Genomic DNA, 23,124 nt, shown 5'->3' with positions numbered 1-23,124 from the left:
TTGGGTCATTACCAGTAGCCCGCCATTTGCTGGACGGGTAATAAAAAGAGCCCGCGCCTAGGGCCGCCACTCGCTTTGTGTGAGGAGATACCGCGATGACGACGTTCAACTCCGGGGCCCAACCCCAGAACCGTGCGCCACAATCCATCGGCTTTCTGCTGCTGGACAATTTCACATTGATTTCCCTGGCCTCGGCGGTCGAGCCGCTGCGTATGGCCAACCAGTTGTCCGGTCGCGAGCTGTATCGCTGGACGACCCTCACCGTCGATGGCGGGCAGGTCTGGGCCAGTGACGGCCTGCAGATCACCCCCGACGCCTCCATGCACAAAGCCCCACCCATGGATGCGATCGTCGTCTGCGGTGGTGTCGGGATCCAGCGCACCGTCACTCGCGAACACGTGTCCTGGCTGCAGAGCCAGGCCCGCCAGCACCGTCGTCTTGGTGCGGTCTGCACTGGTAGCTGGGCGTTGGCTTGCGCCGGTCTGCTCGACGGTTTTGATTGCAGCGTGCACTGGGAATGTCTGGCCGCCATGCAGGAAGCCTTCCCGCGAGTGAACATGAGCACCCGGCTGTTCACCCTCGACCGCAACCGCTTCACCAGCTCCGGCGGCACCGCGCCAATGGATATGATGCTGCACCTGATCAGTCGCGATCACGGTCGTGAACTGTCGGCGGCGATCTCGGAAATGTTCGTCTACGAGCGCATCCGCAACGAGCAAGATCACCAGCGCGTGCCACTCAAGCACATGCTCGGCACCAACCAGCCGAAGCTGCAGGAAATCGTCGCGTTGATGGAAGCCAACCTGGAAGAGCCGATTGATCTGGATGAGCTGGCCGTCTACGTTTCGGTGTCGCGCCGTCAACTCGAGCGCCTGTTCCAGAAGTACCTGCACTGCTCTCCATCGCGGTACTACTTGAAACTACGCCTGGTTCGCGCACGGCAACTGCTTAAGCAAACGCCGATGTCAATCATCGAAGTTGCGTCTATCTGTGGCTTTGTGTCCACGCCGCACTTTTCCAAGTGCTACCGCGAATACTACGGTACTCCGCCACGCGAAGAGCGCTTTAGCTCCAACACCGCGAAACACGTAGCGATGATTCCGTTGCCGCAATCCCTGGTGCTTTCACCATTGTCCAGGGCGTTGTTGACGCTCAACGACGCCCGCGACGAATCAACCTTTGCCAGCGTCCGTCTTTAGGATTTGCATCATGCTGATCCGAAAGCTTATTTCCTTCCCAAAATGCGGAACTCTGGAGTGTGACGCATAAACAATACCACTACAGACAGTCGCACCTAATGGAACAACTAACTGGTTTAAAGCTGCCTACTTCTCAAGGCACGGTAGTGACCGATCTTCGCCCTTGATTTCAGGAGGGACAGTGAAGCACTACTCTGCATAAAAAAGGGCCCTTTTGTACTCAAACCCAAATCACTTGGTCAGCCAGGACTCGACAGTGGCGGAGCCGTACTGCGCTTTCCAATCTTTCAGCGTCTTGTGATTGCCGCCTTTGGTTTCGACGACTTCGCCGGTGTGAGGGTTTTTGTAGACTTTCACCTGGCGGGGCTTACGGCTGCCAGTTTTTGATTCGACGGCTGGAGCGCGACGGCCTGCCTGTGGATCAAGCAGGTTGATTACGTCTTTCAGGCTGTAGTTGTACTCACCCAGCAGTGCACGTAGCTTGGTCTCGAATTCAATTTCTTTCTTCAGGCCGACATCACCTTTCAGAGCTTCGAGGGCTTGGAGCTGTTCGGCGAGGTGTTTCTCGAGTTGGCGGAATTCTGCGAGCTTGGACATGGGGGATCTCTGTGTAGTTAGTCCCCTAACGATACACCATAAATAGGAATTTGAATTTAGAGTAAGGGAGCCACGTGTATGCGAGTCGAGGTTCGCTGGCCTGATTTATTCGTCCTCCGCCAAGAGTGGCGTATTGAGGTGACTGTCAGCGTGCGCTGTCGATGATTTGGCCACCGTCCGGTGTCAGACTGTAACCCGTCAGGAATTGTGCATCCTTGCTGGCGAGGAACAGCACAACCGGCGCAATGTCCCCTTCAGGTGATCCATAACGCCCAAGTGCGTTAGTAGGCGCGGGCGTATTAGCATCTACGCCCCATGTGTCAGCGACAGGCAGGACATTGTTGACCGTGATGTTGTCAGCCCCCCATTCCCTTGCCGCCGAGCGGGTCAGAGCACGTACCGCCTCCTTTGCCATGTTGTAAGGGGCATAACCTTGCAAGCCGATTACGCCGGCTAACGATGCAAAATTTATGACCCGCCCTTCACCGCTGGCTTTGAGGTGCGGATAGCAGGCTTGCATCGTCCGTAGATAGGCAATCGGCCCCATATCTAAATTGCGTTGCAGCTTTTCGGTCGATAGGTCGAGAACCGATGAAGAGACGACTGAGGGGTCGAATGCATTGTTCACAAGAATATCGATGCGGCCATATTCAGCCACGACCTGTTCCACGGCGGCGCTGACCTGATCCAAATCGGAAATATCGCAGACTACTCCGAGCGCAGTACCACCCGCTGCCTGAATCTCAGCGACCACACCAGTAACATTCTCAGCCGTTCGTGAAACAACGGCTACCCTCGCGCCTTCTTCTGCAAAAAGTTTTGCGGTTGCGCGGCCAATACCACGACCGGCTCCAGTGACGATGGCTACTTTCCCATTGAGTCGGGACATATGTATCTCCAGTTATTCAGGGGTTATTAAATGTGCCGCTGGTGCTTGCACGTAGGGTGACTGCACGTCACGAGCGGCGTTTTGAGTGACGAAAGAAGTGATCAGCAACACGAGGCAAATAGCAGCCGGCAACGCCCCACTAGGCTTGCGCACATTGATGTGAGCAAACGCAGAGAGCAGCAGGTGATAAAGCATGCCAGCGTAGGCAAGATCGCTGAGCGGCACGTTGAGGCGCAGAAGAATGGCGACCACCGCCAGGATCTTCACTGCAATGAGCAGCGGCATTAAAGTTGCGGGGTAGCCGAGGTCAGCGAGTGCTTGACGCACCCACTCTCTTTTGGCCAGGTACAGAGTCGCCGAGGCCAAATACAGCAACGACAGCAGTGTCGTACTGATCCAATAAATGTAGATTTCAATCATGGGCATTTTCCTAAGAGAGCCTTAATGCGTCGACTTAGGTCAAAGATGTCGTCTAATATGAAAAGCTACAAGTAGGATGAAAAAGTGGTGCTTAGTATGGAAAACCAGACTATTGATGGCGATCAGATCAACATGCACGAGGAAATGCGCCGTGCATTTGCGCTCCTCTCAGGCAAGTGGAAGCTGGAAATCATGTGGTTGTTGAACCAGCGAATCTATCGCTTCGGAGAACTTCGTAAGGCGATCAGCGGCATCACTCAGCACATGCTGACAGCACAACTTCGTGAACTTGAAAACGATGGCCTGGTATCGCGAACAGTCTTCGCAGAAGTCCCCCCACGCGTCGAATATGAGATGACGGCAAAGGCCCGTGCGCTCGGGCCAACGATGGAGGCACTCGCGTTATGGTGGAGTGAGTATGGAAACAGCGTGCCGGTGAAGCCAAGCTCACGCGGTCGTAAACCTAAAAGCGTTTGAGCCTTAAGTGTTACCGCCCGATTGGCCTTCGAATCGCTTTGAAGCAGGTGTGCGCTAATCGCGGCCAATGGCTGCGTTACCTGCCCTGCTCAATCCGCCTCGACAGGGAACGTACTACTTCCAATATTTACGTAAGGCGCCATGTACGCCTTGCACCGGGTCTTGATCTGGAAACGGCAACATGTCGATGCTCGCCAGTTGCGACTTGTCTGGTGCCTCACGACATATGTCTGCGCGCTGTCCCGGCGGGTAAGCGCCGACCACCAGAAAGTCGTTGCTGGAGTCCAAGTTGCAGTGACCTGTGCCGGCGGGTAGCAACAATGCATCACCTGCCCTGACCTGAACTACAAAGCCATCAGGGCCGCCCAGCATCAATCGAGCGTGGCCATTGGCGATGCCAAGCACCTCGTGCCCTTCAGTATGGTAATGGTGGTGGCCGCATACCCCGTCACGCCATTGGGGCAGCCAGCCATTAGCTCTGAAGGTTTCCTCGAACAGTGAAGCCAAATCGATACGCCGACTTACAATCGCGTTGAGGTATATGAGTACAGGTAGGCGTGGGTTATTGGGAACCCAGCCATTGTGCTCAAGCATCAGGATTTGCATAGAAACGGCCCCAGATTGTGACCCGAACATTGGAAGATCTCCGGCGCGTAACAACGCTCGCTGACAGCTAAAACCAATCGATTGTACCCATCAGTGAATTCACAAACGATGGCTACTCTTTAAGACAGACAACTACTGGCTATAAGCGCTTATTTCGCTTCTTCTGGCTCGAAAGAAACTTCGCTCCCCCATGCTCAGAGCTAATGAGCAGACGAAAATACTTAGGGCTTCGAGCGCTATTTGAGAAGAAAAAAGCTCCCGGATCGCTCCGGAAGCAAACTGCTGAATACGCAACCGAGGGTGACCAAACCGCATGAGTGCGAAAGCTCTTCTCGGCACGCAAATCATGCTTGCGGATTCAAACAGGAGGAAACTTGTAGACAGAGCAGCGGGAGCTGATCAGGAGATTTTCATCACTCCTGAACGTCCATGAAATCCTTAGCCCAATTCAAATATGTTTCCGGCAACGTGTAGGTATAGGCCAGCTCGGTAGCGCTTAAGTTTGATGTGCTGCGGGTGAGCTGTCGTTGTTCACGAAGGCAGTCATAGGTCGCCTTGATAGACGCGAAATATGCGCTATGACCTGCAACGATGATCCGCACTCCTAGCTTCGCTAGCCGTTCGTTATCTTTGAGTCTTGGGTTTCCGTAGGTGACCAACATTATTGGAATAGAGACGTGCTCCACGATCTGTTCAAGGTGGGCAACGTCTTGTACGCCAACGATACAAATTCCGTCCGCGCCGGCTTGTTGATAAGCGCGCGTACGGTGAACGATCTCATGCACAGATAAAGCTGATGCGTTGGTTCGAGCAATAATCGAAAGTTCCGAGTCGACGCGCGCTTCCAGTGCAGCCCGTACTTTCCCTACCCCTTCATCAATGCTAATGAGGTCTGTTGATTTACATCCGAATTGAGCCGGAAGGAGAGTGTCTTCAATTGTAAGCGCCGCTACTCCTGCCCGCTCCAACTCCTGGACGGTTCGCATGACATTGAGTGCATTTCCGTAACCGTGATCGGCGTCAGCGATGACGGGCAATTGCGCCACACGACCAATTCTGGTCGCTTGTTCGACAAATTCAGACAGGGTAATCAGCGCGAAGTCTGGTGCAGCTAGAACCTGTAGAGATGCAACTGACCCACCCAGAATACCCACTTCAAATCCGAGATCGGCGGCAATACGTGCTGACATCGGATCAAAGACTGAAGCCGTCTGAAAACACTCACTGGAAGCCAGCAGGTCGCGAAACGAACGGCGCAATGTTTGGTGGTAAACTCTGGACATAATCTATCCTCACTGTGGCCGTCATCGTGCGAACGATGAGTGCCAACTCAAAAGTGCGGCGAGACTATCATGCAAAAAAACAGGGGTGATGACGTTTCAGAATGACCCGATGCGCAGACGTCATCACATACTTGAGGAATGCTTTTTTAGCTTGGAAGATTCGACCAACTGACTGTTTTCCATGGATATCGCGAGAGGCTCCTTCGAGTTTTTTTCCACAAGCTGCGCGTTGTAGGGTGTGGATGACGATGTCGGTAACACGACTTAAAAAAATCGTAGCTGTATAAGTGTAGTGAGGAACTGTTCGCCCCGCCTGCTCATCCCAAATCGATCCCTATCACATCGCTCTCACTTTGGCCTTCAATCCTCACTCTTGTTGCGTGAACCTTCTATGGCCGGAAGGTTTGTCTCTGCCCAAGAGCAAAGTACGCTCAATGGCTCGATGAGGGAGCGACCAACGTCAGTAAGCTGATATTCAACTTTGGGTGGAACCGTCGGATAGACCGTACGCTTTACCAAGCCGTCTTGCTCAAGACCGCGCAACGTCAACGTCAACATTCTGTGCGAGACACCTCCCACCAAGCGCAGCAGGGCATTGAAACGAACTGGCCCATTAGACAGCGCGCCGACCACCATAATCGTCCACTTATCCCCAATCCGATCCAATACCCTGCCCAATGCTTTGCACCGCGCATGATCATCGTCCGCGCCGCTTGGTGATGCCAGTTCTACCTTCTGAGTACATGTCATAACTACGACCCACCTTGCACCTTAGGAACACGGATGTGCGCTACGAACTTAACTGTTCATTCTTGCGAACCTAGATGAGCGCGCGCACATTCACAAGAACATTTTGTTCCTAACGATTAAAAGGTTACCTCATGGAAATTGGAATCAGTGGCGCAAGTGGTCAACTCGGCCAAAAAGTATCGTCGTTGCTTGTCGAGCACGCTGAAGAACATCGATTCGTAGGTATCTCACGGTCTCCACAGAATGTTGTTGCCCCTCTCGAAGGTCGATTCGGTGACTACAACAGTCCAGATTCGCTTAAAAAAGCATACGAAGGCCTCGACCGCTTATTGATCATCCCGAGCGCAGATCTTGCGCCAGGTGTGCGCGGCTCTCAACTTAGAGCCGCCATCAATGCAGCCAAGCACGCCGGAGTTAGCCACGTCTTTTTGATGTCTGCAGTGGGCACCTATGAGGAAATAGCTCCTTCACTGGGGGAAGCATATTGGGTTGGTGAACAAGAGCTCATTAAGACGGTCTCGCGGTGGACGATCTTACGTATGAATTACTACGCAGAGTCGATGGCGGACGAGATCAAAATGTCATTAAACAGCGGCGTGCTGGCCGGTTTGGGTGACGAGCGTGTAGCCTTCGTGTCCCGTGACGATGTCGCTGGCGCTGCCGCTGGTGCGTTACTTGGCGAAGGGCATGCCGGGGCAATCTACAACCTAACCGGCCCGGCTGCCGTCACCGGGCCCGATCGGGCTGCCATCGTCTCAGCGATTGTAGAAAAACCGATTAACTACATCTACATCACGGTGGAGCAACTCCGTGCCGGGCTGGCTAGTGCAGGCCTTCCTGAGATGATTCTCGATGCCATGACGGACATCAAAACCGGCTTTATCAAGGGCAAGTTCGACATCGTTACAGGTGATGTCGAGCGACTTTCCCACCAACAGCCGAAAGTGCTGGGAGCCGTCCTCGCCGCCAAACTGGTGTGAAAGCGGAATTATGCCGATGAGCACCGCATAGAACTGTTGATCGTTCACTCGCGCCACATGCACTTACAAACACAATCGTCACTACCGGCCGCCGCCTTCGATTGTCAAAAAACTTATCGCTACCCATGCCATCTCTTACTTGATGGTGTTGGAACAGTGCAGCCCTAATGAAAGTCCTAGCTCTCTGGAATTCAAAAATGAAAAAATCGTTCAACGCCCGCTCCACTACGGACGAAGTTCTCACAGGTATTGATCTCACTGGAAAAACTGTGCTGCTGACCGGCTGCAACTCCGGCCTCGGATTCGAGACGTTACGGCAGATGACCAGCCATGGCGCACACGTCATCGCGGCGGCGCGTAATCTCAAAACAGCTCAAGAAGCTTGCGCAAAAGTCGGTGGTATCACCACACCGCTGGCCTGCGATCTAAGTGACCTCTCATCCGTGAAGCAGGCCATCGCCACTGTCCGTGCCAGTGGCCACCGGTTGGACATCGTGATCGCTAACGCCGGCATCATGGCATTGCCCCAGTTAGAGCAGCTGTATGGGTTGGAAAAGCAATTCGTCGTCAATTATCTTGCGCATTTCATGCTCATCACAGGCATCTTGGACAACGTTGTGCAGCATGCAGGCGCGCGAATCGTGATTCTGGCAAGTAGTGCGCACACCCGTGCGACAACAGCTGGCATTGAGTTCGACAATCTCTCAGGCGAGCGTAACTACAAACCCTGGGTTTTTTATGGGCAGTCAAATGTTGCCCGAATTCTATTCTCCCGTGAGTTATCACGCCGTCTCAGCAATGTCGGAATCACCGTGAATACGCTACATCCTGGTGTCATCGCCGATACCAATTTGTCTCGTCACTTGGGGGTGATGATGCGAGCGGTCACGCCAATAGCACGGCTGTTCACAAAAACCATTGCGCAGGGCGCGGCAACGCAATGTTACCTAGCCGCCCACCCCGACGTTGCTGCTGTCACCGGCCAGTATTTTAGCGACTGCAAAGTCGCTGAGCCGAGTAGAGCCGCCAGAGACGATGCGACTGGCGAGCGGCTCTGGTCGTTGTCAGAGCGGCTCGTCGCCGTTCATGGAGGCTGACAAGCTCTGGCGCTAAGTAATTTCGACAGGTCTAAGGGGATAATGCTCGTCGCCTGAAAAAATGAACGGGAACCGCATTAACCGCAGGCCAAAAGAAGGGACTGCATTGGTGATGCTGGCGGCTGGGTACAACATGATGCTGTACCAATGCCGTCGACAATCATCAGGACGTCCCCTACTCACTGTCCAGTTGCCGAAAAAACTGTCGAGGAAGGAGGATGAACCTTCGAGGTAGTCCAATACATAGATGTCATTACAAAACTTGGCGAATGCTGTTCGAACCTTCAGGTCTCGATCAATTGATTGTTTTGCCATGGAGATCGCGAGACGCTCCCTCGAGGGTTTTCCATAAGCTGCGCATCGTAGGGTTCTCGTTGGTTATGGAGCAGTAGGAGCGTATCTCCAGTCGCGTACTCCACTCATCACCACCGGCTTTCACCAACTGACCTCGCTGGAGCTCGTCAATAACGGCGCTTTGTGGCAACCATGCCACGCCGTATCCCTCTATCGCCATTCGCATTAAAAGCATCGCCATGTCAGCCTCGTAGCACCGCTCCAGCACACTAACACTTGGCCCATTTTTGATGACGATGTCAGCAACGCGACCTAAGAACGTTGTGGCCGTATAGGCGAGGTGTGGAACTGCTTTGGCTGACGTGCCGGGCAAGCGATACAGCGGTTGCCCTTTCTTATCAGGTGCACACAACGGAATGAAGGCGTCATGTCCCAACGTCAGGCTGCCGAATTTTGCCGGATCTAGAAGTATAGGTGCCAAGGGATGGTGATAGACGATCATGAGATCGCAGCTCCCCTCCTCCAAAGCTATGACGGCATCATGAATGTTCGCAGCGACGACTCGGGCGTTAAATTGCTCATTGTGCTGCTGAAACTGGGTTAGCCACTTAGGTAGAAACGTCATCGACAAGCTGTGGCCGGCAGTCACTTGAATGGAGCGCCCTGGCATCCGCTCTACCTCTCGCAGGCTTGAGCGCAACCTCATGAGCCCTGCTAATGCCTCACGGCTTTCTTCACAAAATGTGCGCCCAGCAGGGGTCAGTTGAACTGGATAGGTGCCACGATCCACCAGTTCAGCACCTACCCATTCTTCAAGAGACTTTATACGTCTCGACAACGCCGACTGGGTGACACAGCGAATCTCCGCAGCCCGAGAAAAATTCTTCCACTCCGCGACCGCCAGAAGATCGTCCAGCCATTTGATTTGCATACCGACACCTCATGTCCGAATGCGCAGTTTACTGCCCCACAGCCTGTATGAAGCAGCGATCTCGAAAACTATTCCAAAAACGCATGAGCCTATCGGGATTACTCATCACGCCCCTACAAACCCGACCCTAGAATCGAAAACGTAGAAGCGAGGCCGAAGAGCTTCGACTGAACGACACTTGACTCCTGCCAAGTAAAAAAAGCAAAAAAACCACTTGAGGAAAGCTCCGTGAAGAAAAATAAACTTCCACGTCGAATCGCAATTGGCATCGCCTTAGGCGTGCTTGTCGGTTGGGCGTGCCACCACTTCGCAGGGAGCGAACAAAGCGCCAAAGAGATTGCCTCTTACTTCTCGATGGTCACCGATATCTTTTTACGCATGATCAAGATGATCATCGCGCCGCTGGTGTTCGCGACCTTGGTCGGCGGCATCGCGAGTATGGGTAACTCCCGCTCCGTTGGCCGGATTGGCTTAAGAGCCATGGCCTGGTTCGTAACCGCTTCGGTGATATCGCTGGCAATCGGCATGGGCCTGGTGAACCTGTTCCAACCTGGCGCAGGGCTGAACATGGAAGTCGTCCAGCATGCGGCAACTCCCGTAGTGAACACTGGGGACTTCAGCCTCAAAGTATTCATCAGTCACGTGTTTCCACGCAGCATTGCTGAAGCAATGGCCAACAACGAAATCCTGCAAATCGTAGTGTTCTCGTTGTTCTTCGGGTTTGCCTTGGCAGGTGTGAAGCGAGCGGGTTACACGACGATCGTCGATGGCATCGAGGAGCTGGCCAAGGTGATGTTCAAGGTCACGGACTTCGTCATGGCCTTCGCGCCCATCGGCGTTTTCGCAGCCATCGCCTCAGCTATCACCACTCAAGGCCTCGGCTTGATTGTTGATTACGGAAAGCTGATTGCCGAGTTCTACTTGGGCATCGTGATTTTGTGGTGCGTGTTGTTCGCTGCTGGCTACCTGTTTTTAGGGCGCTCAGTGTTTGCCCTGGGTAAGCTCATCCGCGAACCTGTTCTGTTGGCATTTTCCACCGCCAGTAGCGAGTCCGCATATCCGAAAACGATGGAGGCACTGGAGAAATTCGGTGCGCCAAAGCGCGTATCCAGCTTTGTCCTTCCATTGGGGTACTCATTCAACCTTGATGGTTCAATGATGTATCAAGCGTTCGCCATCATGTTCATCGCTCAGGCCTACAACGTCGATTTGAGCTTCACACAGCAACTGCTCATCTTGCTGACGCTGATGATCACCAGCAAGGGGATGGCAGGTGTAGCCCGAGCATCGGTGGTTGTAGTGGCGGCGACGCTACCCATGTTCAACCTCCCCGAAGCCGGCATTTTATTGATCCTTGGCATTGACCAATTCCTTGATATGGCCAGGACTGCCACCAACGTGGTTGGCAATAGCATCGCGACGGCTGTGGTTGCCAAATCAGAACCACATGAAGAGGTTGAAGACGCGCCAGACACCACATCTGCGCTCCCGACCCCCACTGTAGCCACCGCTTGAGAGCATAGACATGAAAGGTAAATCGAAGCCGTCCAGCAACTCATCGTTTGCTCGCAAACTAGGTATCGTCGGCGGACTTGGATCACTGGCCGGCGGCGATCTTTTCTACAAGCTGGTGAAATCCCGAGCGGTTTTGGAGGATCAAGGCCGCTATCACTTCCTGTTTGAGCAACATCCCTTCAAGGACGTCCTGATGCCCCTGGATCGGGGCGCCAGCATGACCTCAAGAAAGTTCTATGTTTTTCAGGTTTGCCAGACGTTTGAGGCAAGCGACGTCAACGCAGTATTACTGCCTTGTTTTGCCAGTCACACATTTCGGGAGGAGATCCAGGAGGAAATTGGGATACCAGTCCTGGATATGATGGCTGCGTTACGCAAGCACGTGGATCATGTCGCTGAACCTGGCACAACACTGGGCATAATCGCGTCCGACTATGTCAGACACTCCGGGTTGTTTGAACGCTATTTCGGCACCGATTTCAATCTCGTTTACCCGAACGAAAGCGAGCAATCTGGGTTAATGGACGCAATGTACGGGGTTAATGGAATTAAAGATGGATTCCTTGACGGTGTACCACTCGAATGTGTCTATCAGGCCTGCCTATCACTTCAGGATCAAGGAGCCACAATCATCCTGCCCGGCATGACTGAGCTGTCGTTGGTCTGCGGTGATCTGCAACGGCGTGGCTTGACTGTCCTGGATATCAACGAGATTTATGCCACTTTCGCAACCTTGGAGAAAGGTCAGTCGACCCGTCCGCCATTCAAGCTTGGGATAGTGGGGGGAGTTGGGCCAGCGGCAACGGTCGACTTCATGGGTAAGGTTGTGGCGCACACACCGGCAGGTCGCGATCAAGAGCACATCAAAATGGTGGTGGAACAAAACCCCCAGATCCCTGATCGCACAGCCAACTTGCTGAATGACGAAACTGATCCGACGATGGCGATGTACGCAACGTGCAAGCGACTGGAAAGCGCTGGAGCCAATGCCATAGCGATTCCGTGCAATACGGCCCACGCCTTCGTAGAGCGTATCCAACCGCACCTGCGTGTACCTATAGTGAATATGCTGACCGAGACGGTTGAGGCTATCGTGCAGCGGTACGGTGCTGGCAAAACGGTAGGACTGTTAGCAACGTCCGGCACTATCAAAAGTCAGGTCTATCACGAGGCTGCCCGCAGAGCAGGACTTCAAATCATCACCCCTGGTGTGGAATACCAAGCTTTGGTGATGGAGTCGATTTATGGAGACCACGGAATCAAAGCGGGTTTCACTGACGGCATTTGTAAAGACCAGCTCTTGATCGCAGCAGAGCACTTGTGTGACCTGGGTGCAGACGTGCTCATTCTGGGCTGCACGGAGTTACCTCTGGTACTAGAGCATAGCGAATCCTACATGATCAAAAATTATGAGGTTGCATTGGTCGACCCGACGACCATTTTGGCATTGAAGTGCATTGAGCTGGCCCGAGAAAATACGCAAAAGCCAAGTCAGCCAGTTGTCTTATTGAGTATGGAAAACCAACTCTAGAATCAACGTCCGCTGATCAATAAAAAGGCCCTTCTCCAGACTGTGTGAAAACCTAGCAATCTGTCCGGCCCTTTAAGAAAATGCTCCGTATCGAAAGATACGGAGCATTTTTTCGTTATGGCCTACATACAAGGAGAGTCCCGTAGCCAGACCAGCCTGTTCCCGGTCTCGCTGGAGGAACTGATCCCTGAAGATCACCTCGTACGGGTCATCGACCTATATGTCGCCAAGCTCGATCTGGGCCAGCTCGGTTTTGAGAAAGCTCAGCCCAAGGCCACTGGGCGCCCTGCTTACGACCCCGCCGATCAGCTCAAGCTCTATCTCTATGGCTATTTTCAGCGCATTCGCTCGTCGCGGCGCCTAGAAGCTGAGTGCCAACGCAACATCGAAGTGATGTGGTTGATCAACCGGCTTAAACCCGACTTCAAGACCATCGCCGACTTTCGCAAGAACAACAAAGTAGCTTTCGTTACGACGTGCCGAGCTTTTGTGCAGTTCTGCCGATCCGTCGGCTTGATTGCGGGTGATCTGGTTGCGATCGATGGCAGTAAGTTTCAGGCAGTCGCTTCCTCGCGACGCCACCTGAATTTGAATCAGCTCAAGCGTCAGGAGGAGAAGCTGGATAAGCGGATTGCCCAATACCTGGCTGACCTGGATGCCGCTGATAAAGCAGAGGGCGAGCAAGTGGTCGATCGCACTGCGATCAAGGCGGCACTGGCGAAGCTTGAGGCCAAGCAGCAAGACAACCGTAGTTGCCAAGCTTTGATGAAGTCGATGGGGCTGGAGCAATTCAACACGCACGAAAGCGATGCCCGAATGATGCGCACGCCAAAGGGGGCGCGTGTTGCCTATAACGTGCAAACAGCCGTGGACGCAGAGCACTGTCTGATTTTGCACCATGAGGTGACGCAAGATGGTGACGACCGCAAACAGCTTGAACCCATAGCTAAAGCTGCCAAGGCCGAACTGGGGCAGGACACGCTGACCGTGACAGCCGATATGGGCTACTCAAATGGCCAGCAATTCCAGGCGTGCGAGGAGGCCTCCATTACCGTGTACGTGCCGCCAAACCGAACTTCGAACCCAGGCGGAGAGACATTATTCGAGCGCCAGGACTTTACCTATGACGCTGAACAGGATCGATACCAGTGCCCGGCAGGTCAATGGCTAACCCTGAAGCAGCGCTACAAAGGCGACCGGATCTACCAGGCGGCAGTCAGCGACTGCACTGGATGTGCGCTGAAAGCCCAATGTACAACGGCTCAGCGCCGCTATGTCTCACGTCACGCACAGGAGGAAGCCTTTGAGCGTATGGCGCAGCGGATGCAACTGCATCCAGAGATGATGGCGCGACGCAGATCCATCGTGGAGCACCCGTTTGGCAATCTCAAACAATGGCTATTTGGGAACGGGCGGTTCTTGCTACGGCAACTTGAAGGGACGAGAGCTGAAATGGCCCTGGCGGTGACCGCTTACAACTTCAAGCGGGCGATCAGTGTCCTGGGAGCCAAGAAAATGATGCAACTGATGGGCTGAAGAGCCTTTTTCAGCACAAAAACAAACGCCCCGAACAAGTCGGGGCGTTTGGTCTAAGGCCTGTCAGTGTGTTTTCACACAGTCTGTCTCGGGCCTTTTTTACTCAAAACAAGATCACTTAGTCAGCCAAGACTCAAAGATCGCGCGGAATATGACGCTCGCAGTGCTCATGACACCGGAGTGACCATACCGATCTTGTATCAGTGAACACAAAAAATTCACTTCGCACCTTTTGAAAGAGCGCCGTTCTCATGGCTGCTCACGCTCCAACAACTCACCCGTGCGATCAGGAGCTCACGAGCTCTTACTGAGTACGATGCAACCAGTGGTACCTACGTACTCTTCGATTAGGTAAAGGGAATTTCCAACATCAACTCCCTCTCCATGGAGAGGGTTTGTGCATAGGCGTCGGCGCGACTCAGTCTCTATGCCAGCTGCATTAACGTTTCTTCCACTTCAGTCACCATCCTATTGCCCTTGGCGCCTGGCAGCTTCCAGGCAGCGATGACCATACCAAGTGGTATCGATTGATCAATCGGCGCAACAAGCTCACCACTGTCCAGATACCGCTGTATGAGGCTGCGGCGGCCAATCAGTACCCCTGCTGCCAGCAAAGCTTGCTGCACGGCGATGGAGTACAAGGAAAAACCGGGCCCACGGGCTACGAACTTCTGACCAGGCATGACTGAGCGAGTCCATATCTCCCAGTCACTCCATCCCACATCTGCGATACACCGGACATTGGCAAGATCATTAGGTTGGGTGATCCGTGACGCCAGCGCAGGTACGCAGACCGGTAGCACTTCCTCGACGGCAAGCATCCGCTGTCCGCGTTCCAGTTGCGCGGTGTAGAAAAGGCACAGGTCGAATGGGCTGCGTTTAAGGTTGGGAGGCTCATCGACGGCGGTGACCGATATTTCTATGGGCGCCAGGATTTCGGTAAGGCGGGGAAGTCGCGGCCCAATCCACAACTCCGCCAACGCGGGGGAAGTGACGATATGTACCCGTTGTGGTGCAGATAGTCGCCGAAGGGTTCGAGCGGCTTCCTCCACGGCATCGAATGCCTCGATGAATTGCTCCTTCATGCTCTCGCCCAGCGCCGTCAGCCTGACACCCTTTGCATGGCGCTCGAACAAGGCTGCGCCGTATTCATTTTCCAAGGCCTTGACCTGTGCCGCGATGGCGCCTGGCGTCACCTTCAACTCATTGGCCGCCCGGGCGAAGCCGCCAAGGCGTGCAGATGCCTCGAATGCACGCAGAGCATTCAGTTGCAATGTGTGCCTTACGGGCGAGTCCAGATACATGTCGTAAACCTCATTTTTTCTAGGCCTAATATTTCAGAAATCTCCCGTTGTTCCCAGTTAGCCCGAGCTTTATTTTGATCTGACTTTCCTTGCTGACGCGAGTCGCAACGCGCAGCCATCAGTCTGATCACAATCAAGGAATTCAAATGAACTATCGAAGTGGGACACATGCGTTCATGCACGGTGCTCACACCGCTTCCCCGTTCACCACCGGGGTCATTCCTTTCGGCTTGATCGCTGGGGTCAGCGCTGCCGGAATGGGGATGTCACTCACCACCACCATGGGCATGACTCTGCTTTTCTATTCCGGCTCGGCGCAGATAGCGGTACTGCAGTTACTGCAAAATGGCGCCCTGCCAGTGACCATGGTGATCACCGCTCTGGTGATCAATCTTCGCTTTCTAATGTACAGCGCATCCCTGGCACCTCACCTGCACCACTTACCCCGGCGCAAGACCTGGCCTCTGTCCTATCTGCTCGCCGACCAAGTTTTCGCGCTGTTCAGCCTAAGATCCGCCTCTGGCGAACTGGGACGCTACGCTTTTCACTACTACGTCGGGGCAGCGATCACGATGTGGCTCGGTTGGACGCTTGCGGTGCTGGCGGGTGTCATCCTGGGTGCGCGCATCCCCGAAGCCTGGTCATTGGGCTTTGCGATTCCGCTGTCATTTCTGGCGCTTTTGATCCCCAGCATTCGTAGTGCTGCAACGCTCTGCGCCGCCCTGGTGGGAGGTGCGCTGGCGGTGCTGGCAATCGATTTACCCTACAACCTGGGCATGCTGACGGCATCCCTTGGCGGGGTCATCTCCGGGCTTACCGTCGAGCACCTGCGAAAAGACCTGAATACCGCACGCGGCGATGACGCCGAACAGGAGGCATCATGAGTGAGCTCTCCCAGTGGGGCCTGTTCCTGTTGATCGGCGCCGGCACCTTCGCTATTCGTCTGTCGTTTATCGAGTTTTATGGATGCTTGCGCATTCCACCGCTGCTGCGCCGTGCCTTGCTGTACGTGCCTGCTAGCGTGTTGGCCGCGCTGGTCTTGCCGGCGGTGGTGTACCCGGATCGGCAGGCGGCGTTCGACTGGAGCAACCCGCAAATTCCCGCCGCCATCCTGGCAGGCCTGGCTGCCTGGCGAACCAAAAGCACCTTGCTCACGCTGGTGGTCGGTCTGGGAGCATTGTGGGCACTGAAAAACTTGGGTGCCTAGCAATCTAGTGATTTTTCCGTCGCGTAACCGTGTGTACTCAACAGACGATTGATGGCATTGAACACTGACCTGAGAAAGGAATAGAAGATGCTCTACTTCCAGGAAATGCTTGGCATTGCCGTATTTTCTATCACCGGTGTACTGGCTATCCAAAAAGCCGATGTCGATTTATTCGGTGCTGTGGTGCTCGGCATCATCACCGCTATCGGTGGCGGCACGATACGGGATCTGTTGCTGAATCTACCGATCTTTTGGATTGCAGATTTCAATTACATTTGGGCTGCATTGGTTGCCGCACTGCTGGCGTTTTTTCTGACCCAACGATTACAACGACGTTACCGCCTGCTGCTCTATCTCGATGGTTTGGCCGCTGCCCTGTTTGGACTGGCCGCGACTGAGAAAGTACTGAATTTGCAGCTCGCCGCACCTTTGGCAGTGATGATGGGTGTGCTGACCAGCATTGGAGGCGGTATAGCACGCGATGTCCTGGCGGGAAGAGTTTCACTGTTGATGTCTCGGGAGATATACGCCACACCAATCCTGTTGGGATGCACCCTGTATGTTGTGTTGCGCAACATATTCCCGTCGGACTGGGTCGCCGGTTGGATCGCTTTGATTTTCACCGTTGGCCTGAGGTTTCTGGCCATTTACCGGTATCTTCAGATGCCTGCGATTCTCTCCACGAAGCAGGGGTAATTTGTTGACCACTACATTTGTCCGGAAAAACGGCCACGTTGGATCTCTTGAAAACTGATGACGCTAAGGCGGTGTTCCAGTAGGCCTTCTGATCTGATGGGGTGAGCACGGCGGAAACTCTACTCATAACCTCTACGCTCTGCAGCTTGGGTCGAAGAAATACACTTCCGATTATCTCCCTGCTTCTGTACTCCGCCGCAAACACCATCGTTTCCTATACGTTCGGCTGGAGCAAGTTTGGCATGGAGATGCGCTGGCTGGAGTGCAGTTTGTGTGCTCGGCGCTGTTTTTACCGCTGTCGGTTTAGGTGTACATGACTTGGACGACGCTCAATTCGGTCGGAGTGAACATAGCCTCATTGAGTGGGACAACTGCACTAAAGCTGTCCCACTCAATGTGATCACACCAATGAGCAATCCCTCCTCAAATCGGGTACTTACCCACTCCTAGATTCAAGTTCTGAAACGCCCCACCAGCCCGTGCAACTCGCCCGACAATAGCGCCAATGTGCCCGAGTCACTGCGTGCGGACTGCGCTAGCTCTTCCACCAACTGCGCATCGGCGTGGATCTGGGTGATGTGCCGATTGATATCCTCCGCCACTTGGTGCTGCTGCTCAGCTGCGGTAGCGATCTGTGTGGTCTGGCTGCGGATATCGTCTACCGAACTGCGAATCTGCTCGAAACTTTCCCGCGCTTGATGGATGCGCTCAACACTGGCTTGCGACATTAACAAGCTGCTTTGCATCTGCGCGGTCACCTCCTGGGTACGTTGCGCCAAGCCGCCGAGTAGGTTGTCGATCTCACCGGTAGAGTCAGCAGTGCGCTTAGCCAAAGCGCGAACCTCATCGGCCACCACAGCGAAACCACGACCTTGCTCACCTGCTCGCGCGGCTTCGATAGCTGCGTTTAGTGCCAGCAGATTGGTTTGCTCCGCAATTGATCGGATGGTATCGAGAATCGTGTTTATGTTTTTACTGTCTTGGGCCAACAACTCTATGGCCTGTGTCGACTTCAGCAGGTTCTCGCTAAGCTGGCTAACGCTGCCGGTAGCCTCATCGATGCGCAACTGGCCGTTGTGCACTTGGCTATGGCCTGCTTTAGCCGAAGTCGCGGCTGCACTACAGGAACGTGCCACTTCGTTGGCCGTGGCCACCATTTCATTGAACGCTGTAGACACCAGTTCAACCGCCTCCCGTTGACGGCCAGCAGCGTTATTCATGTCATGCGAGACTTCAATTGTCTTATCCGAGGCTTTCCGCAACTCGCCGGAAGCAGAACTGATGCTTTGAACTAGCTGCCGAATCGCCCCGAGAAATTGGTTGAACCAGCGGGCTAGAACGGCGGTTTCGTCCTGGCCGCGAACTTCCAGGCTGCGGGTCAGATCGCCTTCACCTTGAGCGATACTTTCCAATCCACCGGCCACGCTGCGAATTGGCCGCACAATCAGCCCCGCGACTCTTGTGCCGACTAAAGCAAAAATCAGCACCAATACTGATGCGATTCCAGCAATGAGCCAGGTTAGATGTGTTGCCTTAGACATCACCTCGTCTCGCTGGATGAGGCCAATAAAACGCCATCCAAGCCTATCCGACGACCAAATGTTGGCCATGTACGACACGCCATCGAGATCGACTTGCATAAGGCTCTGCTTGGCATTAGCCAACTCGGCGTAGCTACTGCCCAACTCACTCAATGATTTGAAGTTGTGTTCGGGGTTGCTCGGATCTACCAGGACGTTACCGTTGGCTTCCACCAGCATCAGGTAGCCGCTCTGGCCCAGTTTGATCCGCTTGAGCATATCGGTTAGGTCATTCAGAGATACATCTAGGCTAAGCACGCCAACAGGTGCGCCTTGGGCGTTATTGACTGTCCGCGCGGTTGCCATCAGTGTGACGTTGGTTCCGGCCCAGTAGTAGGCAGCACTGCGGACTGTCTTTCCAGGCGATGCCATGGCGGTCTTGTACCAAGGGCGAACGCGCGGGTCGTAGTTGGCCATATTGGGGACGTCAGGCCACGTAGCGTAACCGCCATCCACCTGGCCTTTGGAAAGGAAGGCTGTACTGGGATGGCTGCTGGCAAAGCTCGTGAACAGCTTCAACACCTCTTGATTACTGGTTGGAAGCGGTAGCTGTGCCGCTTCAGCGCTTGAGTAGTTCTTCAGATCAGTGAGATCCGTGATTTGCGGCATGTTGGCCAAGTATTCAACGTTCTGGGCGATGCCGTCGAAAAACAGGTTCATGGCGTTGTCAATCTGTCGGATCTCGCGGGTGCTATTTTCAATGAAGTCTCCCTGCGCTTGGCCTCGCAGATTAACGATCATTACCGCAGTAGTGATGACTACGGGTAAACAAGCAATGCTGGCGAATGCCCAAGTTAGTTTTTGTTTTATGGTCATGGATGTTCCTGCAACAGTTGATTAGCCCCGGGAACCCGGGGACAGATAGCTGGGGTAGCAACGGACTTGACGGGGTCTCTCGGAGCAGGCGGAGGCATCACCCTGCTTATGGGCTAAAGCTGGTGGCTTTCACGTCTTCGACTTGATCGCGTACATGCCCCCGATAATCACTAAGGCCGCTCCAACAACCGTCCAGGTATCAGGAAGCTCTCCGAAAATGATCAGGCCGATCAATGTGGCGAAAACTAGAAGCGCGTAGTTGAAGGGTTGAAGAGTTGCAGCAGTGGCGTACTTCAGCGCTTGAATGAGGACAAGTTGCGCTATTACCCCGGTCAATGACAGCACGCCCATTAATATCCCCTGCATGGGAGTGGGTGTGACCCATCCAGGCAATCCCACAATCGTGACTGCTATTGCTCCAAAGCCCGCCATGTAAAACATGTTTGTCGCGAAGGTGTCGTTCTGGCTGATTTTGCGTGTCAGCACGTTGAATACCGCGAACCCCAATGCGGACAGCAATGGAATCAAGGCTGCAAGCTCGAAGACGCCGGCACCAGGGCGCAGGATTATCAGCGTGCCGGTGAAACCAATAGCGGCAGCAATCCAACGACGAAGTCCTATGAATTCACCAAGGAAGGCCCCCGCCAATCCCAGGGTTATCAGGGGAAATACGGCGTAGAGCGCGTGCATCTCTGCTAGCCCTAAATATCGCAGACCAATCCCGAATAGCGCTATTTCACCCACGCCTATCAGCGCGCGGATGATTTGAAGCCAAGGGTGCCTGCTGCGCAAAGACTCCCTGACGCTCCCTTGGTAAGCCGCATATCCGATTGCGAAAATGACGAACACCCAGTAGCGCACCATGACCAATTGTGCCACCGGCAGGTCTTTGACGAGTACCTTGGTGACGCCGTCCTGGCCGGCGAAAATCAGCATCGAAAGGAGGCATAAAATAATGCCGAGCAGAGGTCTTGAGGCTTGTGATGCAATCGCTGCAGTTGGCATGGCTAACTGCTTAGCAATCTTTTCTTGATCACCCTTCAACTGCATCTCCGTCATGCCTGACTCCCTTTGCTCTTGTTTATGGGAAAACGCATCGCAATCGACTACGACAAACACGATTGATGAATGCTCCTCACCTCACTAGCCGTGTTTCTTTTGAAGGCCGGTAACCAAAAAACGAGCTGTAGCATTTACTGAAGTGGCTTGGCGAAACAAAACCGCAGGCGACCAGAACCTCTACCTGCGAAAGCTCCGTGTGCTGAAGTAACCGGCGCGCCTCGGTGATGCGCAACTCGAGGTAGTACCGTTGAGGCGTGGTTCCTAATTGCTCTTTGAACAGGCGCTCAATCTGCCGACGAGAACGTCCGGCATAAATGGCGAGCTGATCCATTTGCAGCGGTTCTTCGAGGTTAGCGTCCATCAAGTTGACCACTTCACGCAGGGGGGCGCTTAGCGAGAAATGCTGCGCCGGTTTGATGCGCCGGTAGCGCGACTCTTCGAACGAAAGAATGTCTTCGATGCCATCGACTAGCGCCTTACCGTGTAGCCTTTTCATCCATGCCAAGGCCATGTGATATGCACCGGCTGGACTGGATGCCGTAAGCCTGTCTCCATCGATGACGAACGCTTCACTGGTTACGTTGGTTGCTTTAGAAATTTCTGCGAGCGCTGATCGTTGCTCGGGATGGATCGCACAGCGATACCCCTCAAGCAACCCTGAAACGCCCATAAACCAAGCCCCGTTCCAGAGCCCAGCTAACGTGATACGAAGTTCCGATGCCATTTTAAGGATGCTAATCAGCTTGTGATGGACTTTGAGTTCCGTCCTGTAACCGCCACAAATGACCAGCAAATCAAGGTGTTTAAGCGCGCTCATTTCTAAACGTGCATCGGGTCGAATGACTAAGCCAAGGTCACTGTTTACTTCGCCATCCTGCAACCCAAACGTTCGTGACGCGAACAAGTTCGGGCTCAAAAGGTTTGCGGTCACAATGGTGTCGAGCACCTGTGTAAAAGCAGGTAGTGAAAAATGCTCGAGAAGTAAAAAACCTACCCGCGCATGAGGCATGGGATCTATCCGAACCTCTTCCAGATAACGAAGGTTTTTCCCCTTCATGCACCCACTAAAATCTCGCCGTTCGATCACCTTTCGCCTCGTACATTTTCTTTACTGACGCGGATCTGGCGCTTGATTTGATTGAGTCCTGGCATCCGCAAGAACAACCACTCGCGCCACGATCAAGCTAGTTACGCAAGTTGGAAACCATGGGCCAGAGGATCCTTGTCATCTACGAAGATGGTGTTGTGCCCTGTAATCTCTGCCCAACCACTGATGCTAGGCCTTATGCCGTCAAACGAGCCGACACTGGTCGCAGCCTCGACTTTGCCTTCGTAAATTGTGCCAATCAGGCTTTCAAGTCGGTAAGTGTCGCCTACGTTCAACCGTCCCTTTCCGTAGAGTTGAGCCATGCGTGCAGATGTCCCGGTGCCACCGGGAGATCGATCAATAGCCTTATCTCCGTAGAACACCGCGCAGCGACCATGTACGTTTCCACTCTTTGGTTTGTCACACCAAATGATGTGGTGAACTCCACTGATTCTGCTGTTCTCTGGATGCACAGGATCACAAATGACCGACAGTGCTGAGCGCAGCTTCTGACTCAACCTCACTATGTCAGCTGTCGTTTGTCCGTCAAATCCAGCCCAGCACTCCTGTGGTTCGACCACCGCATAGAAATTGCCACCGTAGGCGATATCCACCATAAACGCGCCGACACCTGGCACATCCACGACCACATCAGCACTGTGCAGGTAGCTGGACACGTTGAATAAGCGAATGGACTCAACAAATTCGCCGCCCATGGTGTATTCGACATCGACCCGTCCCGCAGGTGTTTCAATAGCAAGTTTTCCAGGTTCGCGAGGTGTAACCAGGCCTTCTTCAATGACAACGGTCGACAGCCCAATGGTGCCCGCCCCACACATGGGCAGACAACCACTGACTTCAATGAACAAGGCACCAAAGTCACAATCCTCACGGGAGGATGGGTAGATGATGACTCCGGACATGATGTCGTGCCCTCTAGGCTCAAACATCAGAGCGGTTCTGACCCAATCATGATCGCGGACGAAAATCTCTCGGCGTTCGGCCATGGAAACCGCCGGCAGTAAAGGCCCACCGCCTGCCACTACCCGAACCGGATTGCCGCACGCGTGTGAGTCAATGCAAAAAAAGCTACGTCTCATGCTGAATCCATTTCAAAGAAATTCACTTGGGAACGAGGCCGCAGCGTGCCATCGAATCGTCAATCCAGATCATGCCCAGATTGACGATGGCACTTGCTACAGTGATCGACTTGGAAATGAGAATGCATGTTCCCAACAGGGATCGTTCACATCAAATTTGCTACGGC

At 53.9% G+C, this 23,124-nt stretch carries 22 protein-coding genes and 1 pseudogene; 10 read left to right on the top strand and 13 right to left on the bottom strand.

The genetic code is table 11. The annotated features are described in order from the left end of the window. Positions 1-95 precede the first annotated feature (95 nt). The gene (locus FBY01_RS13615; RefSeq protein WP_145307943.1) at positions 96-1,199 is read left to right on the top strand and encodes a GlxA family transcriptional regulator; all 1,104 of its coding nucleotides are present in this window, start codon (positions 96-98) and stop codon (positions 1,197-1,199) included. Between the two features lie 231 nt (positions 1,200-1,430). On the opposite strand, the gene FBY01_RS13610 is transcribed toward FBY01_RS13615, so the two are convergent. From FBY01_RS13610 to FBY01_RS13600, 3 genes are all read right to left on the bottom strand, one after another. Then, positions 1,431-1,796, bottom strand: a complete 366-nt coding sequence (locus tag FBY01_RS13610) for a histone-like nucleoid-structuring protein, MvaT/MvaU family (protein WP_145307945.1) — start codon at positions 1,794-1,796, stop codon at positions 1,431-1,433. Positions 1,797-1,941: 145 nt separating this feature from the next. Beyond that, the gene (locus FBY01_RS13605) at positions 1,942-2,685 is read right to left on the bottom strand and encodes an SDR family NAD(P)-dependent oxidoreductase (protein WP_145307947.1); all 744 of its coding nucleotides are present in this window, start codon (positions 2,683-2,685) and stop codon (positions 1,942-1,944) included. 12 nt (positions 2,686-2,697) lie between these two features. Next, positions 2,698-3,105 carry a DoxX family protein gene (locus FBY01_RS13600; RefSeq protein ID WP_145307949.1) on the bottom strand — a complete coding sequence of 136 codons (408 nt, stop codon included), beginning with the start codon at positions 3,103-3,105 and terminating at the stop codon, positions 2,698-2,700. Between the two features lie 96 nt (positions 3,106-3,201). Here FBY01_RS13600 and FBY01_RS13595 point away from each other — a divergent pair, with 96 nt between their 5' ends. Next, positions 3,202-3,582 carry a helix-turn-helix domain-containing protein gene (locus FBY01_RS13595; RefSeq protein ID WP_145307951.1) on the top strand — a complete coding sequence of 127 codons (381 nt, stop codon included), beginning with the start codon at positions 3,202-3,204 and terminating at the stop codon, positions 3,580-3,582. A 114-nt stretch (positions 3,583-3,696) separates the two neighbouring features. Here FBY01_RS13595 and FBY01_RS13590 read toward each other — a convergent pair whose 3' ends face one another. The 3 genes from FBY01_RS13590 to FBY01_RS13580 all read right to left on the bottom strand — a co-directional run bounded on the left by FBY01_RS13590 (position 3,697) and on the right by FBY01_RS13580 (position 6,221). Next, the gene (locus FBY01_RS13590) at positions 3,697-4,218 is read right to left on the bottom strand and encodes a cupin (protein ID WP_145307953.1); all 522 of its coding nucleotides are present in this window, start codon (positions 4,216-4,218) and stop codon (positions 3,697-3,699) included. Between the two features lie 383 nt (positions 4,219-4,601). Further along, positions 4,602-5,471, bottom strand: coding sequence for an oxaloacetate decarboxylase (locus tag FBY01_RS13585; protein ID WP_145307955.1), 870 nt, complete (start codon positions 5,469-5,471; stop codon positions 4,602-4,604). Positions 5,472-5,831: 360 nt separating this feature from the next. Beyond that, the gene (locus tag FBY01_RS13580) at positions 5,832-6,221 is read right to left on the bottom strand and encodes a helix-turn-helix domain-containing protein (protein ID WP_145307957.1); all 390 of its coding nucleotides are present in this window, start codon (positions 6,219-6,221) and stop codon (positions 5,832-5,834) included. A gap of 131 nt (positions 6,222-6,352) precedes the next feature. Here FBY01_RS13580 and FBY01_RS13575 point away from each other — a divergent pair, with 131 nt between their 5' ends. Both FBY01_RS13575 and FBY01_RS13570 read left to right on the top strand, forming a co-directional pair. Next, a complete protein-coding gene (locus FBY01_RS13575) occupies positions 6,353-7,201 on the top strand; it encodes an NAD(P)H-binding protein (protein ID WP_145307959.1) in 849 nt (282 codons plus the stop codon). Between the two features lie 197 nt (positions 7,202-7,398). Beyond that, the gene (locus tag FBY01_RS13570) at positions 7,399-8,298 is read left to right on the top strand and encodes an SDR family NAD(P)-dependent oxidoreductase (RefSeq protein ID WP_178113246.1); all 900 of its coding nucleotides are present in this window, start codon (positions 7,399-7,401) and stop codon (positions 8,296-8,298) included. A gap of 295 nt (positions 8,299-8,593) precedes the next feature. Here the strand turns inward: FBY01_RS13570 and FBY01_RS13565 are convergent, their stop codons facing one another. After that, the gene (locus tag FBY01_RS13565) at positions 8,594-9,523 is read right to left on the bottom strand and encodes a LysR substrate-binding domain-containing protein (protein WP_145307963.1); all 930 of its coding nucleotides are present in this window, start codon (positions 9,521-9,523) and stop codon (positions 8,594-8,596) included. Between the two features lie 228 nt (positions 9,524-9,751). Between FBY01_RS13565 and FBY01_RS13560 the strand changes: the two genes are divergently transcribed. From FBY01_RS13560 to FBY01_RS13550, 3 genes are all read left to right on the top strand, one after another. After that, a complete protein-coding gene (locus tag FBY01_RS13560; RefSeq protein ID WP_145307965.1) occupies positions 9,752-11,038 on the top strand; it encodes a dicarboxylate/amino acid:cation symporter in 1,287 nt (428 codons plus the stop codon). Positions 11,039-11,048: 10 nt separating this feature from the next. Further along, positions 11,049-12,569, top strand: coding sequence for an amino acid racemase (locus FBY01_RS13555; RefSeq protein ID WP_145307967.1), 1,521 nt, complete (start codon positions 11,049-11,051; stop codon positions 12,567-12,569). 117 nt (positions 12,570-12,686) lie between these two features. Next, positions 12,687-14,105: an IS1182-like element ISPfl3 family transposase gene (locus FBY01_RS13550; RefSeq protein WP_145307970.1), complete on the top strand. Its 1,419-nt coding sequence runs from the start codon at positions 12,687-12,689 to the stop codon at positions 14,103-14,105. Positions 14,106-14,530: 425 nt separating this feature from the next. Here FBY01_RS13550 and FBY01_RS13540 read toward each other — a convergent pair whose 3' ends face one another. After that, entirely contained in the window at positions 14,531-15,409 is an 879-nt protein-coding gene (locus tag FBY01_RS13540) for a LysR family transcriptional regulator (RefSeq protein ID WP_145307972.1), read from the bottom strand. A 146-nt stretch (positions 15,410-15,555) separates the two neighbouring features. Between FBY01_RS13540 and FBY01_RS13535 the strand changes: the two genes are divergently transcribed. From FBY01_RS13535 to FBY01_RS13525, 3 genes are all read left to right on the top strand, one after another. Beyond that, the gene (locus FBY01_RS13535; RefSeq protein WP_145307974.1) at positions 15,556-16,293 is read left to right on the top strand and encodes an AzlC family ABC transporter permease; all 738 of its coding nucleotides are present in this window, start codon (positions 15,556-15,558) and stop codon (positions 16,291-16,293) included. After that, the gene (locus tag FBY01_RS13530) at positions 16,290-16,616 is read left to right on the top strand and encodes an AzlD domain-containing protein (RefSeq protein ID WP_145307976.1); all 327 of its coding nucleotides are present in this window, start codon (positions 16,290-16,292) and stop codon (positions 16,614-16,616) included. The genes FBY01_RS13535 and FBY01_RS13530 overlap by 4 nt, the downstream gene beginning before the upstream one ends. An 87-nt stretch (positions 16,617-16,703) precedes the next feature. Further along, positions 16,704-17,312: a trimeric intracellular cation channel family protein gene (locus tag FBY01_RS13525; protein ID WP_145307978.1), complete on the top strand. Its 609-nt coding sequence runs from the start codon at positions 16,704-16,706 to the stop codon at positions 17,310-17,312. Between the two features lie 452 nt (positions 17,313-17,764). Here the strand turns inward: FBY01_RS13525 and FBY01_RS32230 are convergent, their stop codons facing one another. From FBY01_RS32230 to FBY01_RS13505, 5 genes and pseudogenes are all read right to left on the bottom strand, one after another. Then, a complete protein-coding gene (locus FBY01_RS32230; RefSeq protein ID WP_372241866.1) occupies positions 17,765-18,532 on the bottom strand; it encodes a methyl-accepting chemotaxis protein in 768 nt (255 codons plus the stop codon). Positions 18,533-18,619: 87 nt separating this feature from the next. Beyond that, positions 18,620-19,633: pseudogene (locus FBY01_RS32225) on the bottom strand (cache domain-containing protein); the annotation flags it as partial. Between the two features lie 204 nt (positions 19,634-19,837). Continuing rightward, positions 19,838-20,767: a DMT family transporter gene (locus FBY01_RS13515; RefSeq protein WP_145307982.1), complete on the bottom strand. Its 930-nt coding sequence runs from the start codon at positions 20,765-20,767 to the stop codon at positions 19,838-19,840. 76 nt (positions 20,768-20,843) lie between these two features. Continuing rightward, complete coding sequence (locus tag FBY01_RS13510) at positions 20,844-21,857, bottom strand: GlxA family transcriptional regulator (protein WP_256664415.1); 1,014 nt, start codon at positions 21,855-21,857, stop codon at positions 20,844-20,846. A 101-nt stretch (positions 21,858-21,958) separates the two neighbouring features. After that, positions 21,959-22,957 carry a 4-hydroxyproline epimerase gene (locus FBY01_RS13505; RefSeq protein ID WP_145307984.1) on the bottom strand — a complete coding sequence of 333 codons (999 nt, stop codon included), beginning with the start codon at positions 22,955-22,957 and terminating at the stop codon, positions 21,959-21,961. Between the last annotated feature and the right edge of the window lie 167 nt (positions 22,958-23,124).

It is taken from the genome of Pseudomonas sp. SJZ077 (assembly GCF_007993905.1).
Taxonomy (GTDB): domain Bacteria; phylum Pseudomonadota; class Gammaproteobacteria; order Pseudomonadales; family Pseudomonadaceae; genus Aquipseudomonas; species Aquipseudomonas mandelii.
This window is presented reverse-complemented; position numbering and strand designations above follow the sequence as displayed.